This is a genomic window from Arthrobacter sp. M4 (assembly GCF_020251205.1).
In the GTDB taxonomy this organism is placed as follows: Bacteria; Actinomycetota; Actinomycetes; order Actinomycetales; family Micrococcaceae; genus Arthrobacter.
In genome coordinates this window covers 1-16,285 of the sequence record NZ_JAIWYX010000023.1, presented here as the reverse complement: position 1 = coordinate 16,285, position 16,285 = coordinate 1, and the positions used below count along the sequence as shown (strand labels likewise).

At 61.9% G+C, this 16,285-nt stretch carries 11 protein-coding genes and 1 pseudogene; 1 reads left to right on the top strand and 11 read right to left on the bottom strand.

Annotated features, from left to right (window positions below; all coding sequences use genetic code 11):
* Positions 1–70: 70 nt before the first annotated feature.
* The 11 genes from LD110_RS21515 to LD110_RS21465 all read right to left on the bottom strand — a co-directional run bounded on the left by LD110_RS21515 (position 71) and on the right by LD110_RS21465 (position 15,123).
* The gene (locus LD110_RS21515) at positions 71–1,282 is read right to left on the bottom strand and encodes an iron-containing alcohol dehydrogenase family protein (RefSeq protein ID WP_225501977.1); all 1,212 of its coding nucleotides are present in this window, start codon (positions 1,280–1,282) and stop codon (positions 71–73) included.
* Positions 1,269–2,036: a glucose 1-dehydrogenase gene (locus LD110_RS21510; RefSeq protein WP_225501976.1), complete on the bottom strand. Its 768-nt coding sequence runs from the start codon at positions 2,034–2,036 to the stop codon at positions 1,269–1,271. The genes LD110_RS21515 and LD110_RS21510 overlap by 14 nt, the downstream gene beginning before the upstream one ends.
* Positions 2,033–3,007, bottom strand: coding sequence for an SMP-30/gluconolactonase/LRE family protein (locus LD110_RS21505; protein ID WP_225501975.1), 975 nt, complete (start codon positions 3,005–3,007; stop codon positions 2,033–2,035). The genes LD110_RS21510 and LD110_RS21505 overlap by 4 nt, the downstream gene beginning before the upstream one ends.
* 150 nt (positions 3,008–3,157) lie before the next feature.
* The gene (locus LD110_RS21500; RefSeq protein WP_225501974.1) at positions 3,158–4,627 is read right to left on the bottom strand and encodes an aldehyde dehydrogenase; all 1,470 of its coding nucleotides are present in this window, start codon (positions 4,625–4,627) and stop codon (positions 3,158–3,160) included.
* Positions 4,628–4,802: 175 nt separating this feature from the next.
* The gene (locus LD110_RS21495) at positions 4,803–6,284 is read right to left on the bottom strand and encodes an MmgE/PrpD family protein (RefSeq protein ID WP_225501973.1); all 1,482 of its coding nucleotides are present in this window, start codon (positions 6,282–6,284) and stop codon (positions 4,803–4,805) included.
* Positions 6,281–7,339, bottom strand: a complete 1,059-nt coding sequence (locus tag LD110_RS21490) for an NAD(P)-dependent oxidoreductase (RefSeq protein WP_225501972.1) — start codon at positions 7,337–7,339, stop codon at positions 6,281–6,283. Before LD110_RS21490 ends, LD110_RS21495 begins: the two co-directional genes overlap by 4 nt.
* Before the next feature lie 70 nt (positions 7,340–7,409).
* The gene (gene tcuA / locus LD110_RS21485; RefSeq protein WP_225501971.1) at positions 7,410–8,885 is read right to left on the bottom strand and encodes an FAD-dependent tricarballylate dehydrogenase TcuA; all 1,476 of its coding nucleotides are present in this window, start codon (positions 8,883–8,885) and stop codon (positions 7,410–7,412) included.
* Between the two features lie 91 nt (positions 8,886–8,976).
* Positions 8,977–10,461 carry an aldehyde dehydrogenase gene (locus tag LD110_RS21480; RefSeq protein WP_225501970.1) on the bottom strand — a complete coding sequence of 495 codons (1,485 nt, stop codon included), beginning with the start codon at positions 10,459–10,461 and terminating at the stop codon, positions 8,977–8,979.
* On the bottom strand, positions 10,462–11,709 hold the full coding sequence (locus LD110_RS21475) for an alpha/beta fold hydrolase (RefSeq protein WP_225501969.1): 1,248 nt from the start codon (positions 11,707–11,709) through the stop codon (positions 10,462–10,464).
* A gap of 265 nt (positions 11,710–11,974) precedes the next feature.
* Entirely contained in the window at positions 11,975–14,032 is a 2,058-nt protein-coding gene (locus tag LD110_RS21470; protein WP_225501968.1) for a CoA transferase, read from the bottom strand.
* A gap of 341 nt (positions 14,033–14,373) precedes the next feature.
* Entirely contained in the window at positions 14,374–15,123 is a 750-nt protein-coding gene (locus LD110_RS21465; RefSeq protein ID WP_225501967.1) for an IclR family transcriptional regulator, read from the bottom strand.
* A gap of 206 nt (positions 15,124–15,329) precedes the next feature.
* Between LD110_RS21465 and LD110_RS21460 the strand changes: the two are divergent.
* Positions 15,330–15,629, top strand: a pseudogene (locus tag LD110_RS21460) (transposase); the annotation flags it as partial.
* Positions 15,630–16,285: the final 656 nt, after the last annotated feature.

Here is a 16,285-nt window from a genome sequence, read left to right as displayed (position 1 = left end):
ACATTTCATTGGCGCTGAATACTGAATTGCGGCGGGCAGTGAGACGTGGCGGATCACCACATCCGACGCGTCACCATGCGTCGTTCGCGATCGCCTCAAGGTCTTGGAGCGTAGCAAGGCGGGGCATCCGCGAGTTCATCGCCCAATCGTTGACTGCGTGCTCAATAGCCGCCTTCAAATCGTGTTCTCCAATGCCCGTGTCCCTCAAGGTTGTAGGCAACCCCAGGGTTCCCCCGAAGTCCCGAAGTGCAGCAGCTACGCCGTCGAGCGTATGATCTGTGGCCCCAAGCGCGGCCGCCACGATCGGAATTCGATGCGGAACCGCCCCAGCCGTAAAACGGACTGTGTGCGGCAGCAGCACTGACTCCACCACCCCGCCGGCCACCGCCGAGTGCGGGGCAATCTCATGGGAGAGCGCTAGCGCGAGCCCCGCTCCGGAGTAGTCGCTCCCCTGGCCTGTGAGGATGGACCCCATAGCGACTCTTGCCCTCGCCTGCCAACTCTCACTATCCACCGCCACTGCACGGAGATTGGTAACGATTTCGCGGACACCCTGGAAAAGGAGCGCTTCGGCGAACGGGTCGTCGGAGGTTGCGAGCAGGCCCTCGATGCCCATTGACAGCCCGTTCATGGCAGTCGCCACGAACAATGACGTCGGGGATGATGAGAGAGCGGCCGGATCAATCACAACACCTGCTGCGCGCGCCTTGGGATCAAAGATCGCGACCCGCTTACCGGTGCCCGACTGCCTGAGCGCGGAACCTGCCTTCGCCATGGCAGGCGTGGGCGTGCTGGGCACGATCCAGATGGGGACCTTAGGACGCGGCATCCGCGGATTGACCACTTTGCCGCTGTCGTCGCGGCGTGTCAGGAGCTCATCGATCGGCCGTCCCTCGCCTGCCAGAACAGCCGCCGAACGGGCTGTCACCATGGCCGACCCACCGCCCACGACAACCAAGGCGTCAGCCTCCACCGCGGTGATGATTTCCGCCAGTGCAACCACCACGTCGGTTGGGCTGAACTGCTTAACGCCGCCGAAAGAGTTGGCCAGCCGCTCCCCGACAGCTTCCAGGACCAGCTGATGGGGTCGCGTTCCCTCCAGCGACGGGCTGGTTACCACCACCACAGAGCGCGCGCCCGCACGCTCAAGCTCGCGGGATAGCGCCCTCAGCGCGCGGGCACCGGCATACACTGTCACCGCCGGCGTCGCGTGTCGCAGATCAATGGCGGCCGGAATGGCGGCCTCCTTGGGCAGGATCTCCTGACCGCTACTGCGCAACATAGCCACCGTCAACAGGCAACGCGACGCCCACCACGAAGCTCGCACCAGGGCTGCACAGCCACAGCACGGCGGATGCAATTTCCTCCGGGCTACCCAGGCGGCCGATTGGCGTCATCTCCTGTGCCCGCTCCCGGTCCAACTGACCGTTCTCAAACATCGAGGTGACCATCGGCGTGACAATGGTCCCGGGACAAACCGCATTAATGCGAACACCACGCGGTGCGTACTGCAAGGCAGTGGATTGCGTCAGTCCAATCACCCCGTATTTGGAGGAATGGTAGGAGGCCCGCCCTGCCGCCCCTACCAGACCCCCAAGGGACGAGCAGTTCACAATTGCTCCGCTTCCCTGGACGCGCATCTGCCGGAGTTCGTGCTTCATGCAGGCCCAGACCCCTTGAAGGTTGACGGCGTGCACCTTCTCGAAGTATTCGAATTCTTCGTCCGCTGCGTCGCTAACGGGAATCTGGATGCCCGCGTTGTTGAACGCCATGTCCAGGCGTCCGTACTGGCTAACGGCACGCTGCACCATTGCCGCAGTAGCGGCTTCGTCCGCGACATTACAGGCGACGGCGACGGTTTCGTGCCCGCTTGCATTCAGAGCTTCCGAGGCCTCCTTCACTGCGGCCTCGTTGAGGTCTGCGAGTACAACAGCGGCACCGGCTTCGGCGAACGCCCGTGCAGTCGCCAATCCCATTCCGGATGCCGCTCCAGTGACCAGTGCTACCTGTCCCTTGAAGTCATAATTCGGGTTCATGCGATGCTCCCCTCGTGTGCCGGTGACTCTTCCCGGTCCTTTCCATGGGCGAAGACTGCAGCGGGGACATCCACCCGAGCGACTTGGATCTGCCCGGCCGGCTCGCTCCGACGTAGCGCTGGGTCTGTATCTGCTGCCGTCGTCGCAAGGAAGAGAGTCCTGCCATCCGCGCCGCCTAGCGTGGCGTCGTAGGAGTTCAGGCCACCACTGGTTTTGACTTCATCCACAATCCCCACTCCGGGCAGCACCCGGACTGCGCGAGGACGAAGATAGTCCGCAACCCACACGGCGCCTTCGGCGTCGGGTCCGGAGATCCCGTCGCAGGCCACCACGAGCTGGTCGAAGACCTTCGTTTGATCGCTCATGTCCGGGATATCGCCTAACGTTGCCCAGTCCCGGCGGGTCGAGAGCGAGCCGCCGGCATCGACGTCGAACGCCGACAGGCGATTTCCCCACGACTCGGCAACCACCAACGTCCTCCCGTCAATAAGTGCCATTCCGTTGGGGAAGTACAGGGGCTCGCTGACGACCGAGACGGAGCCGTCCGCCGTCACGCGCAGTACTGGCCCGGGATTGAACGGTTCACCCGCTCGAGGATTAAACCCGATCATTCCGACGTAGGCCGAGCCATCCTCGGCCACAAACATATCGTTTGGACCATCCCCTGGAGACACGAGGTGCGGCCGGAAGTCCGCGTGGACTACCAGCGAGCCGTCGTGGTCGCGACGGAGTAGTTGCCGGTCGTCGATTGCCAGGATCAGGAGGCGTCCGTCAGGCAGCCATCCGAGTCCGACCGGCGTGCCTGCCACGGATGCCTCGACCTGCACATCCGAACCATCTTCCTCACACGAATACACCGCTTCGGTGTACAGATCCGAGAACCAGAATCGGCCTCCGTGCCACCGGCCACCTTCTGGAAATGTTATGTGCCCGTTCGGGCCGCGATCAACGAGAGTTTTGGCCTCGTACATGCTTGCACCTTTCTGCCAATGTCTATAGCGACGCCGCCAGTGCTTCTTTGGAAACTGGCGAGCGATCTTTTTGATGTCTTGAGTCCGCCGTAGGTCCCGCACAGGGCCACGGACGCTGGAATCCCGGTGCCCATCGCCGAGCCACGGGAGCTAGAGCCGGTCGGCCAGTTCGCCCGGAATACCGATCGCCTTGAGCTCAACGAACGGGTCGATGCCCTCGGGACCGAACTCGCGCCCTACGCCGCTGGACTTGACGCCACCCATGGGCGCGAGGAACCCCGACGGATTGCCGTTGAGCTCCACAGTGCCCGTATGAATACGGCGGGCTATTTGAACCCCGCGTTCGACGTCGGTCGTAAACACCGCTCCATTCAGGCCGTAGTCAGAATAGTTGGCAATCGCTATTGCCTCCTCTTCATCCCGGTAAGGGATCACTGCCACAACGGGGCCGAAGATCTCCTCCTGCGCAATAGTTGCGCCCGGGTCGACGTCGGCGAATACCGTCGGCTCGACGAACCATCCCCGGTCCAAGCCTGCTGGCCGGCCACCGCCGCGAACCAGTCGAGCGCCTTCCTGGGAGCCCTTGAGGATGTACTCCTCAACACGGGCGCGCTGGCGCGCGTTCACGAGCGGACCAATCTGAGTCAGATCGTCATGCGGATCTCCAACGGGCATGGTCTCGATCATGGCGTCAAGGCGTCCAAGGAACTCGGCTTGCATCGAGGCCGGCACTACAAGTCTCGTCTTGAGGCTACATATCTGGCCGTTGTTGCGGAAAGAACCCAGCCGGAGGGATGACATCACGACATCCAGGTCTGCATCCTCCAGCACCACTGCGGCAGATTTGCCGCCGAGTTCGAGGGTGAACCTGCGGAAGTCATGTCCGCAAATCTCAGCTATTCGCCTTCCGGCCGCGCTCGATCCGGTGAAGGTCACTTTGGCCACGCCAGGGTGGGATACCAGATATTCGCTGACCTCCCGGTCCGCGACCACGAGGTTTATCACGCCAGGCGGCAACCCGGCCTCTTGAAGTAGCCGGACGAGAAGGTACGCATCGAGCGGAGACTCAGGCGCGGGCTTGAGGACGACTGTGCAGCCGGCCAGCAGCGCAGGCACAACCTTTTGTGCAAGGAGCGATGCGGGCATATTCCACGGGACGACGGCGGCGACCACACCAACGGGCTCGCGCATCACGAGCGCCTGGCCGTTCGTTGATCGGCGCACCGAGCGGAAGGGATATTCCCGTGCGATCGCCACATAGGCGTCGATGATGTTGACCGGATTGGCCACCTGAATCTCGCGCGACTGGGTAATTGGAGCGCCCATTTCGTCGGTGATGAGTTGCGCCAACTCCTCCTTGTGCTCCAAGATCAGCTCACGCCACCGTTGGAGGATAGCGATCCGCTCCTCAAGGGCCATGTCAGGCCAAGGGCCAGCATGGAGCGCCCGCGTTGCTGCTGTGACCGCCCGGTCGATGTCCTCACGCGAACCGGAGGGCACAGCAGCGATCGGCTGTTCGGTGAGTGGTGAGATCACGTCTATGCGATCGCCGCTCGCGGGGCCTACCCACTCCCCACCGATAAATACCGTGTCGTGATTGGATGCGAGAGCTGAGCTCATCTCTGTCTCTCCTTACGTTGGAGACTTTGATTGCGAAGGTCGATGTTACCGGTCGCAAGTTGGTGATTTTCAGAATACCGAATATCTGTACGGAATGCAGTATGAACTGAGGATGCGTCTGGTCGAACTCGCATAGCCGGACAACTATCTGCGACAGACAGCCCGCAAGCCGGCCCTAGTGCACCCTGCCGAGAGAGCGGAGTACAGAGGAAACGTTGGGCAGCTCGTCGAGTCGCATGATCGCGTCGGCAACCTCGTTGGCCACACGGTCGCCAAGGGAGTCCGCGGTGTTCACGAGAAACTTGGACAGGAGTTCGTCGTCTGTCATGGATAGGTCATGCGAAGACCCCGGAGTCCCTCGCGGATACCGCAACTCAGATACGAAAACCTCGCCGCGGGCTTCGACTTCGAGCCTGGAAGGACGTGCCGACGGATCGGTAGCGATCGCACTGGCCCATTCCGGGTGGGTTTCGTATGTCACAAGCTTCATCAGGCGCAGCACTTCCGGATTGGAAATTGTCGACGCATCCTGCCATGCTCTGCTTGGGGCGAGACGCTGAGCCCCGACCGCGAGGCCATGAGCGATGCTGAGCTGGCCTTCTACCGGGTCCCCAACCTCAGTGGCCAACCACACGGGCCTATCTGTGTGGCCCTCACCCCATGCCCGGATAGCCGTGATCTCCTCCGATGCAATGCTGTTCTCCTCAAGGGAGTCCGTGAGGAGGTCGAGAAGTCCATGGAGGGCACGGCAGTGTGGGTAGTGCTTGAAGGCATTCGCCCGCTGAAAGTGCCATTTGTCGCCAAGACCGTCTACGAGCGCCTCCGGCTCCCACCGTTTCGTCCCGATGAAACGCGGGTAGCCAAACTCAGGGTCATCCAGTACTCCGGGATCCCCGTTGTGGCCGAGCGCCGCCATTGCCGAGGCGTTGAGGGCCGTATGAACAATTGACCCTGCCATCGTGTACTTGATCGTAGACGCCGGGGTGTGCTCCACCCAAGAGCGAAGAGAATTTACCGGGGTGGTGCTCGCAGCGATGGTCAACGCGTGGCACATCACATCACTGCCTGCGCCCCTCAGGCGACTGACCGCTGCTGTCGCCCCAAAAACCGTGCTTGTGTATCCCAAAACCGGCGCCCAGGACACGACCCCCGCCTTGGTGTCCCTGATGTAGTCCATTGCCTTACCAAACCGGAATGACATTTCGTGGGCTACAGCGATCGCGGAAATGAGATCCTGACCGCTCGCCCCGTCGATCTCGGCGACAGCGAGAGCACCTGGCAACACGTACGGCGAGACGTGGCCGGGCGGCAGGACGGCGTCGTAGTCGAGTGCGTTGATGAGCTCACCATTGGCAAACGCCGCACCGTAAAGTGACGATCGCTGGGTTGCACCAAAAATCGTTGCGGAGCCGTCGCTGCCACCGAAACCCTCTCCAAACTCGACGGCGGCCCTCGCCTTCGTGTTCGACGTCGAAGCTGCCGCGGCCACCGCGCACCCTACGGCGTCCAAGAGGATGCGCTTTGATTCAAGCACCACGTCCCTGGGCAGGTCCAGGAACGAGGTCCCAGCGGCAAAGGATGACAGTTCCCGTGCTACAGAAGGCGACGAAGCGCCATCGTTGCCGGGCGTGATGCCGTGGGACTTAGGGGAAGTCATGAAATTCTCTCCTGCTTCGCATGTAGGGGCGGGGGCACGGCCGGCAGACCAGCGAGGTCGCGATAGGCGTTAACTGTCGCGTGGATGCCTTGTTCCATGGAGAATCGCGGGTGGAAGCCTAGAATCTCAGCGAGTCGAGTGCCATCGTATCGCCGGGCCCAGTTTGTCTCTGCTCCCGCTTTCAATCCGGCCGCCTCTCCTCCATTCTCCAAGGTCATCTGCGCTTCCGGAAGGATGCTACGTACGTACTCGAAGGCCTCGCGAACCGGACGGTAATCTCCTCCGGTCAGGAAGCTTTGGCCTGCGCCAAGCGTCGAGCCCAGGGCTGCCACTACGGCAGATGCGATGTCCTCGATGTACTGGAAGCCGAGGCTGGCCTCTCCGAAGGGAACGACCGTGGGGCCCAAACCGCGTGCAGGCAGTTCGATGAGGTTCGCGAACCATGTGTTCCCCCCGCCCCGTCCAGCCTTGACGTGTTCGCCGAATCCGTACACCTTTCCCAGGCGCAGCCCGACGACGTTGAGACCATGGTTCAGGTGATAGCGGGCAGCAAGTCCCTCCACGCACACCTTCGTCGTCCCGTACACGGATGTCGGGTCCACAGGACTCGCATCTGAGATCACTCCGTCCTCACCTGCCGACTTTGGCCCATAAATGTTGATCGAACTTGCCCAAACGATGCGTTCCACGCCCACGCGAACGGCGGCCTCGAAAAGCGCCACGCTGCCGCCCACGTTCACGCTGACAGCGAGACTGGGATCCCGTTCCGCCGCCGCCGCCATGATGGAGGCAAGGTGGATGACTTTTGTGACTTTGTGGGTTCGCAGCGTAGCTTCGAGCAGCGCAGTGTCCCGGATGTCGCCCGGGACGACGGTGACACGCGACCAGTCCTGCCCGCGCGTGATTTGGCGGGCGTTCTGGATGTCGACGTAGTCGGACTCCCCATCGGGGATGCCCCCAAACAGTCCGTAGAGAACGACGTCCGATCCAGAAGCGAGCAGGTCGCGCACGATGTACGCACCCACGAATCCGATGCCGGTGACCATGACAGTCATGCGCGCTCCTTCGGGGCGGTCAGTGTTGGCATGTCGATCGATTGGGCGAATGCCATGATGGCTCCTTTTCTCAAGCGATCGCACCTGCACGACGACCGAAGACCATGCCAGCAGCCAGCCCGGAGCCCCCAGGGTAGTTGCCCGAGAACAGCCCGCCCAACATCTCGCCGCACACGAACAAGCCTTGGATCGCGTGGCCTTCCTCATCGAGTACGCGTCCGTCAAGATCGCCCTTCAGCCCACCGAAAGTGAACGTGATTCCGCAAGTTACGGGATATGCATAGAAGGGAGGTGTCTCGAGCGGGGAGGCCCAGTTCGACTTCGGCGGCTCGACGCCCGCCGCACGGCCGTCCTTGACAGTGGGGTCACACGGCACATTGCGATCGATTGATGCGTTGAAGGACTTCACCGTTACCGCGACTTGCGGGTCGATTCCTGTAGCGGCGGCGAGGTCCTCAATCGAGTCGGCGATGTGCACTCCGATCCCCGGCATGTCGTACTCCTCTGTCCGGAGGCTGGGCCGGAGTTCTGCGTCAAACAGCTGCCAGGCGATGGAGCCCGGCTGGCGGAGAATCTCCCGACCGTATTTGGCATACGTGTAGTTGCGGAAATCTGCGCCCTCATCAAGGAACCGCTCGCCCTCACGGTTGACGATGATGCCGAGTGGGTAGCTTTGACGCGTCAGGCGGTTGGTGAGCTCACGGTTTGATTCGTTGTTTTCGGCCTCCGCGTCCCATTGGACTGAATGGCACGTCGACCAGTCGCCGCCCTTAGCTGCACCAATCTCAAGTGCGGCGGCCAGCATGTCTCCGGTGTTATATGGTGTGCCGCGTACCTTTGCGTTTTCCCAGCCTTCGCCGAGGTGCTCGCGACGCCAGTCGGCGTTTGCTTCAAAGCCGCCGGCCGCAAGAACCACGCTCTCGGCACGGACCTCATGCTCGACGTCCTCGCAGTCGGTGTACCGAACACCTACCACGCGGCCGTCCTCGACCACGAGCGAGCGGGCATGCGCCCCGTAGCGTACCTCTTCGCCCAAACGGTCCGCGACGCGGGTGTGGTCGGCTATCAGCCCTTCGCCGCCGCCCACGTTGCCGACATGCAGACCTCCCCAGAAGAGGTAGCTGCCATCGGGCCGCTGGTAGGCCTGACGTTCATACATCAGCCGGTAACGCAGCCCCAGGCCGTGGAGCCAACGAACCGCATGCTGAGCTTCGTGCACAAGCACGTTAGCCATGTCGCGATCGGTCCGTCCGTCCGTCACCTTCTCCAGATCCGCGAGGTACTCCTCCGACGAATAGGGAGGAACTTCGGTCACGACATGACGGTCGTCAAACTCGACGAATGAGCGCAAGTCATCAAGCCCTGTGTGCGGGATGCGCGTGGCGCCGGCTGTGTAGAAGCTGTTTCCACCAGCCGAGTCGCTGGTGCCACGCTCCAGAAGGAGGACGCGGCGCCCGCGCTCCGCGGCTGCGTGCGCAGCCGAGAATCCGGCGTTCCCACCGCCGACGACGATCACGTCGAAGCTCTTAGCGGAGATTTCAGGCACTTTGGTTCCTTTCAATTGTGTGCACCCGGAGGTCAGGTACAGCGCGGTGATCAGCTTCCTCATATCCGAGGCGTCCTGTCACCCTTTCTTCTCAGGCTTTGATGGCAAACGGGTCGCGGACGCTGTTGGACAGGTCGATCAGCACGTTCTTTGTGCGCAGGTACTCATCGAGCGCCTCCAGGCCGCGCTCCCGGCCATAGCCGGAGCGCTTGACGCCGCCGAACGGCGCTTGGGCGGCCGAGTAGCGATAGGTATTGACCCAGACCGTTCCAGCGACGAGCTCCCGGGCAACTCGATGAGCCCGTGACAGATCAGACGTCCAGATACCCGAGGCGAGTCCGAACTCCGTGCTGTTGGCAATAGACACAGCCTGTTCTTCGTCGCTGAAGCGCGTGACAGCCAGCACAGGACCGAACACCTCTTCTTGGGCGAGCCGCGATTCGGGGTCGACCTCGGTGAAGATGGTTGGTTGCACGTAGGATCCAGCGGGCAGACTGGTGTCGTCCGGTCTGCCGCCTCCAACGAGGAGATGGGAGCCATCGTCCAAAGCTTTGCTCACCATGGCAAGAATCCGCTCTTGCTGAAGCGAGGATGCCACAGGCCCCATTTGCGTTTCATCGGCCCGTGGGTCGCCGATGACAATGTTCCGGGCGATCTCTGCGATTCGCTTGGTAACTATGTCCGCCACGGAATCGTGCACGAGCAGCCGGCTTCCTGCAATGCAGGTCTGCCCGCCGGCAGCGAAAATGCCCGCCACAGCGCCCGGAACTGCGCGTTCCAAGTCGGCGTCGTCGAAGATGATGTTTGCGCTCTTGCCGCCGAGCTCGAGGGTAACCGGCACCAATGTCCCGGCCGCGGCGCGGGCGATTGCTTGGCCAGTAGGCACTGAGCCAGTGAAGCTGATCCGGCCAACCCGCGCATCCGTTGTGAGCGCGATGCCCGCCTCGACGCCACCCGTGACGATGTTGACTACGCCTTGTGGGAACCCAGCCTCGGCTATCAGGTCAGCGAGCCGGAGGGTGGTGAGCGGAGCGATCTCGCTGGGTTTTATCACCACCGTGCAGCCAGCCGCGAGGGCCGGGGCGAGCTTGTTGGCCAGGAGCTGCATTGGAGAGTTCCAGGCCGTGATGAGCACGGCGACTCCGATGGGCTCCTTGGATGTGTAGTCGAAGGTGTCCCACGAGTCCAGCGGGATGGTGTGACCGTACAGCTTGTCAGCCGCCCCCGCGAAGAAGCGGTAGTTGCGCGCGGCGAAGCGTGCCTGCGTGGAAGTCTCGCGCAACAGCTTTCCATTGTCCGTGGTTTCGAGCAGTGCGAGTTCGTGGGAGTCCCGGTCAATGAGGTCCGCCAACCGGTTCAGAAGCTTGGCACGTTCGTTTCCAGACACCTGGCGCCACTTGGAAAAAGCCCGTTCTGCAGCGGTGATCGCATCATGGATTTGCGCACCGCTGGCGTCGGCGATCTCGGCCAGGTGTGATCCGTCGATCGGGCTCGTGACAGCGATTATCCTTTCGCTGTCCAGTGGCACACGGGAGCCATCAATCAGCATGCGGGTATCGGGTAGAAGCGTAGTCATTTAGGCACCAATCTCTGCAAGGGCTTTATCGAGGTGTGGCCGGAACGCAGCGGGGTGTTCGCAGATCGGGAAATGTCCCAGGCCGGTCATCGTCCAGAAGCGGGCACCCGGGATGCGCTCAGCCGTTGCCTTCGACATCGCCGGGGTGCAGGAGTAGTCATACTCTCCTGTCATCATGACCACTGGGCACAATGATGTGTCGATTCGTGGGACTATGTCCCTCCCGTCCCAGGCGCCGGAATAGAAGTCGATATCACCGGCGAAGGTGCGGTGACCACCCTGTGAATACCCAAGCCAGATAAGGTCCCGCATCGAGGCTGGCGCGGTGGGTGCGATCAGGCCGTCGATCCACTCGGGAACAAAGACGCTCTCGTTCACTCGCGGATGACCCGCCCAAGGAGTCACGCGCCCCGGCACATGTTCGCTCGCCTCACACGCGATAACCCCGCCAAGGCGGTCCGGGGATCGGTAGGCCATGAGCAAGCAGGCTTCCCCCGCCATGGAGGCTCCTACGAGAACTGGCTTCTCCAACGCGAGTGCCTCAATGATTCCGAGGATTGAGTCTGCGTAACGGTCTGCGGTGAGGGTCCACGATCCGAGCGGACCCGGAAGGGCCTCGGAACGGCCATGACCTGGCATGTCGAAAGTAATTACCCGTCGGCGGGCAGTCAGCTCCGCGTCAGCCATCAGCGGATGTGCCTGACGGCCGTCCGCTCCGGCTGTGTGAAGGACCAGCAACGGGGACGCGTCGCCGCTGCCGACTTCCTCAACATACAGGTCGACCTGGTGACCATCGACGGTCACCTCTACATGGCGACCGCGGATGCCGCTGCGGTCCAGGACCGGATCAGGCGCGCGGAGTACGGGCCCGTCGACGATCTCACGAGCTAGCTCCAAAAGGCGCCGCACGACGTGCGCGTGCTGCGCAAACACCATCTCGTCGCCCTCGATGCGGGTGCCCTCGACCCGCATTCGCATCGCCAGGAAGTGGTTCATGGTGGGAGCTGGCGCATGGGAGAGCAGTTCGCTCCAGGCCTCGGAGGGCGCGACGAGCGAGACGTCAACGACGTCGGTGCCGGCGCGAGAGATACCGCCTGGCGTCACCGCCACGGCGATGTGATGGTTGCGATCAACGAGTGCCAGACGGAGATCCACGTTACGCCGGAACGAGGCTAACTGCGCGTCTTCGGTGGCGGCGCTCAGCCAGGCCTGCTGGCGCGCCGCGAGCGCCTCCAAACCCTGAGTCACTGAAGCACGCCTTCCTTGGCACGCACCAATCGCGTCAAACACGAGTCCCATGGCTGAGCTGCGAAACGGGATGTCATTCGTGCCGTCCCACTGTGGAACCGGAAGCTTTTCGTGTGGGTCATCTTTGACTTACCTCTCCAAAGAGAATTTTTTAGGTGCAAATGTTTACTCCCGACGGCCCGAGCGTGCTGGCCGTCGCCGTTAACTGGCCCTGCAATCGGCAGCGCCTCCTGTATTGGCTTTGTAATTCCCTTGCTGCCCGTTGTTAGTTCAGCTCGGGTGCAGCTGTCAGCGGTGCCCTCTTTTGCCCAATCATGTTCCAGGGCAACCCCGTAACCTCGTAACCGCCAAGCGTCGGGCTTTCGACACGCTGAAGTATTCCCGTGGATCGGAGGAAGGCGTCATTCGCGAGGGAATGCGCATCTTCAACTAACGCTGCCGGTACGCCTTGCTCGCGCAGCAGTTCCGCGAAATCGTTGGCTCGGAGTGAGGGGTCGAGTCCTAGATCCGCCGCGATTAGCTCCGCGCCGCGCCGCAGACCTGTAGGGGTCGCCTTCCCTGTCATGTTCTTGAACGCTGTCGCATGCTCTGTCGTGCGAAGCGAGACAGCAATCAGATCGTCGCCGAAGCGGACGAAGACATCGCTACCTGAGTCCGGTGCATCGTAGTAACGATCCGGGTCGACCCCTACGAGGTCAATGAGTTGGGATGCCATGACCTCGGTCATGGAAAGATCGACGCTCGTCACCGCGTGGTGTTCGTCGGCCAACGACCATGCAAGGATCCAAGTCGCGGCCACAGCGCCGGTCAGCGGGTCGGCCCACGGCGTGCCAACGTCGGCCATCTGTCCCGCGGCGTCCTGGGTTGCGCTCACGAGACCGGCGAACGCGTGGATGTTATGCCCGTAAGCTCGGTACCCCGCCCAGTCGCCCGTTCCGCCGAACCCGCTCGAAGACAGAGACAGCCTCGGACGGTCCTTGCTGGCGACCGTCTCGCCGTCAACACCAAGGGCCTTAGCCCTGCGAGGACTAACATTATGGACAACGACGTCAAAGGGCTCCAGGTCCAAGCTCGATCCGGTTGCGTTCACCGTCACATCCAAAGGACGCTTACAATAATTGACCTGGTTGAAATATGCGCTCCGGTTCAGCCCAGGCTCACCATCCAAGAAGGGACCGCGCCGTCGATACACGTCGAGGCGAGCCGCGTCCTCAAGCTTGGTCACCTGTGCACCCATGGCTCCAAGCCATGCTGTGGCGAGTGGCACTGCCAGCACATGCCCGGCATCCAGCACCCGCAACTCGCTTAAGGACCGCCCCGCGACTATCGGACTTCGCTTCTCCTCGGTGCTAACTATCGCCGGCATGCTCGCTGACACCGAGGCCTGATCCAGAGGCCGACCGATCGCTTGTGCCCGCTCGAGATACTCCTCCACCGAGTTCACAGCAGTGCAGGGGACACCCGCATCCTGAAGTATGCTTTCGCACTCAAGATTGGACCTCGTCGAAGCCCACTCCTCAAGCGCACTATTTACCCGCTCCGGGAAACGCCGTCCATCTTCGATGGACACAAGATCATCAAGGGCTGGGGAAAGCGTTCGCTGGAGAGCCTCCCACTGATGCTGCTCAAGCACCACAATGTAAAACTGCCCTTCCTTGCAGTGAAAAAAGCCTGTGGGAGCACCGTAGCGGGAACTGCCACCTTCGTCGGGGCAACGGCCCAAGGCGTGCGCAAGTTCTAAGCAGAGGCCCGAGGCAACAACCGCGCCCTGCGCAGAGACGTCGACGTGCACCGGCCGGGCAGTATCGCGGAATTCATGCACGCCGTGCAGTGCAGACACGGCAACCGTAACTCCGACGAGCTTTAGCGCAATCTCACCGGCAGGCACAGTGGGGGTTCCGGCCCCCTCTCTTGAGTGCCCCAGCACACCACCTGCGGCCAAAGCAACGAAGTCCGAGCCGAGTGCGTCGGCCCGTTCGCTCTCGAGGCCGAAGGCGCTGGCAGTAACCCAGACTGCCCGGTTGAGCTTTTCGACGGAGTGGAGATAGCCCGTGACGTCGTTCCTTGACCCGGTCAGCCCGGGCACTGACTCAATGCGGTCGACGAGTACTACGTCGTGGCTTTGTACTTGGTTCTGCTCCTCCAGACCGAGAGCTGAAACGACAGTGACGTTCGCGCCAAAAGCACGCAGAATCGCGGAAGCAGTGGTCACCGCCGTCGTGTCTCCAACCGACAGGACGCGCAGCGTGGAAAGCCAGGTAGTGGGGACGTCACTCGTCGAGAGGCCGTGGGTCTCCCCCGGGTCAGTAATGGTCCTGCTCATTCGATTCCTCCCTGTCGCAGTTGCCTTCGCGGTCATCGCCGGCATGCCCAAACGACTCGCATGCGTTCATCATAGCGAACATTCATACGTAATTGGGAACAGATTGGAAGTAGGACTCTTATTTACGTCACCGAACCACTTGAGGTCACAAGTCGGAGACGAGCGGCAGCCGGTCGCTCTAAGTGTGGAGGGCTCCTGAATTCAGGAGGACATGAGATCCCGCGACGTCCCAATAGATAACGACCAGCGTGACTCGGCGGGGGAGGCAGGCACCGGGAATGTCGAAGCGTGCGCAGAGAGGCGCCTCTAGAGTTGGTCGCGAAGACGCGACGCGCGAAGCCTTAGGCGGACTGGGCGAGGGAGAGCTCGGCAGCAGCGGCCGTAACCACGCGAGCCAGTTCGGCTTCGCGTCCCTGCATGCGGTCGGCGGGCCCTGCCACGCCAATGGCGAGAATGATGCCTTCCTCACCGAGGATAGGTGCGGCGAGACCGTAGAGCCCGGGCGTTGACTCAGCCCGGTTGAATGCGACGCGGGATGAGCGGATTTCCTCCAGCTCCAGTGTGATCGCCTCCCGCCGCTCGATTTCCGGGAAGTTTCGAGCAAGATAAGAATCGCGCTTGGACGGCTCCATGAATGCGAGAAACACTTTGCCATAGCTCGTCGGCAAAAGTGGGCGACGTACGTTGACCACCGGGGATGCGCGGATCAACTGACTTGACTCCACGAAGTCCACATTGATGACAGACTCCCCCACAAGGGCAGCCAAGATCGCAGTCTCGTCCGCCTCCACTGCCAGCCGCTCAAGAACGCGATGGGCGTTTGCGGGAAGCCTCAGGAGACCAGGAGCGAGCATGGCGAGAGCAGGACCTTGATAATAGCGAGCCTGGTGCTCTCGCAGATAACCCATCGCGACCAGGCCTTTCGCCAGACCGTGGATGGACGACTTAGGCGCCTTTACCTGTTCGGAGAGGTCACCCAGCCGGAGTCCTTGGGGCTCATTCGCGATGACGGCCTCAAGGATGCCCATTGCCCGGCTGACGGTGCGGTGCTCCGAATTCCGGATCTCGCCCCGATCCAGCCCGTTCGCCATGTCTGCTCCGTCTTTGATCTCGCTCGACCACTAGGTCGCCTTCTACGATCCTACCGATAACCGTTCTCGGACCCCAAAATTCGGCAGGGCGCGGGCGCGCCGTCCGCCGCCTCGCGACGACCGGCCATCCGACGCCAACTCATATGCGGGGACGGAGGCTTGAGACCAGCGCTGAACGTCCAAGCGCTACTCCTCAAGGTGCACCAAGTCGGGAACTCCTCGTGAGCATCCCGGGCTTTAGCACCACCGCCGCAGAGGTTTTCATCGCCGAAACCGGGGCCACATGGCCGTCTTTCCCACCGCCGCGCAGTTGGCCTCATGGACCGGCTCCAGCCCGGGCTCCAATGAATCTGCCGGCAAGGTCAAGTCCGCCAAGGCCCGGACCGGCAACGGGCGCCGACTACTTCAGCCTCCGGGCACCCTCCAGGACAAAAACGCGCGCAATCGGACAACTTGAATCCTTGGGCTACAAAGTCACCATCGAACCACTCACTGAAGCAGGATAGAGGCCGCTCACTCAACCGTCGCCGACCCATGGTCACGTCATTTTCGCGTCAGAACGGCGCCTCAATCCAATGGCCCGCAGTCACGCAACCAAGGACCAACACCATGCAAATCCCAGCCCAGCCCATCCCTGCGGACCCACCGGAACAATCCCGAAAAAGAAAACGGAGAAGTCATGCTGCCGCCAGCGAAGGCCACCATGAACAGTTATGACTACGGAACACACAACAAGTCGGCGCTGCGGCACTCCCCACCCGTGAAAAAGTCATGTCGCCGCGCTCAGCCCGAGCAATGAATTAGTAGAACGGCAGAAAAGCCGCCAAGCCAGGAAAGGAAGTAGCCGGTCACAAGAACGGCCACCGACAAATACGGCGTGACCGCCACCCGTCATAACGACCCCCGGCAGGGTGTTGACAGTGTCAACAGGCTGGAGACCCCTTAAAAGGCCCCCAGCCTGGGGGAAAACGTGTGCCCGAGGTGGGACTCGAACCTGAATTTCGCCCTTGTCAACAAAGGGAACTCCAGAAAATATAAGCAATCCGAGCCGATCCGGCCGATGTACGACCCAGTCCGGCGCCAAATCCGTTGACAGTAATGATGGAATTGCTGTGCTGCCGTGTGGCTCTATCCGTTGCTGACACCTCATGGGTTGTCTTCA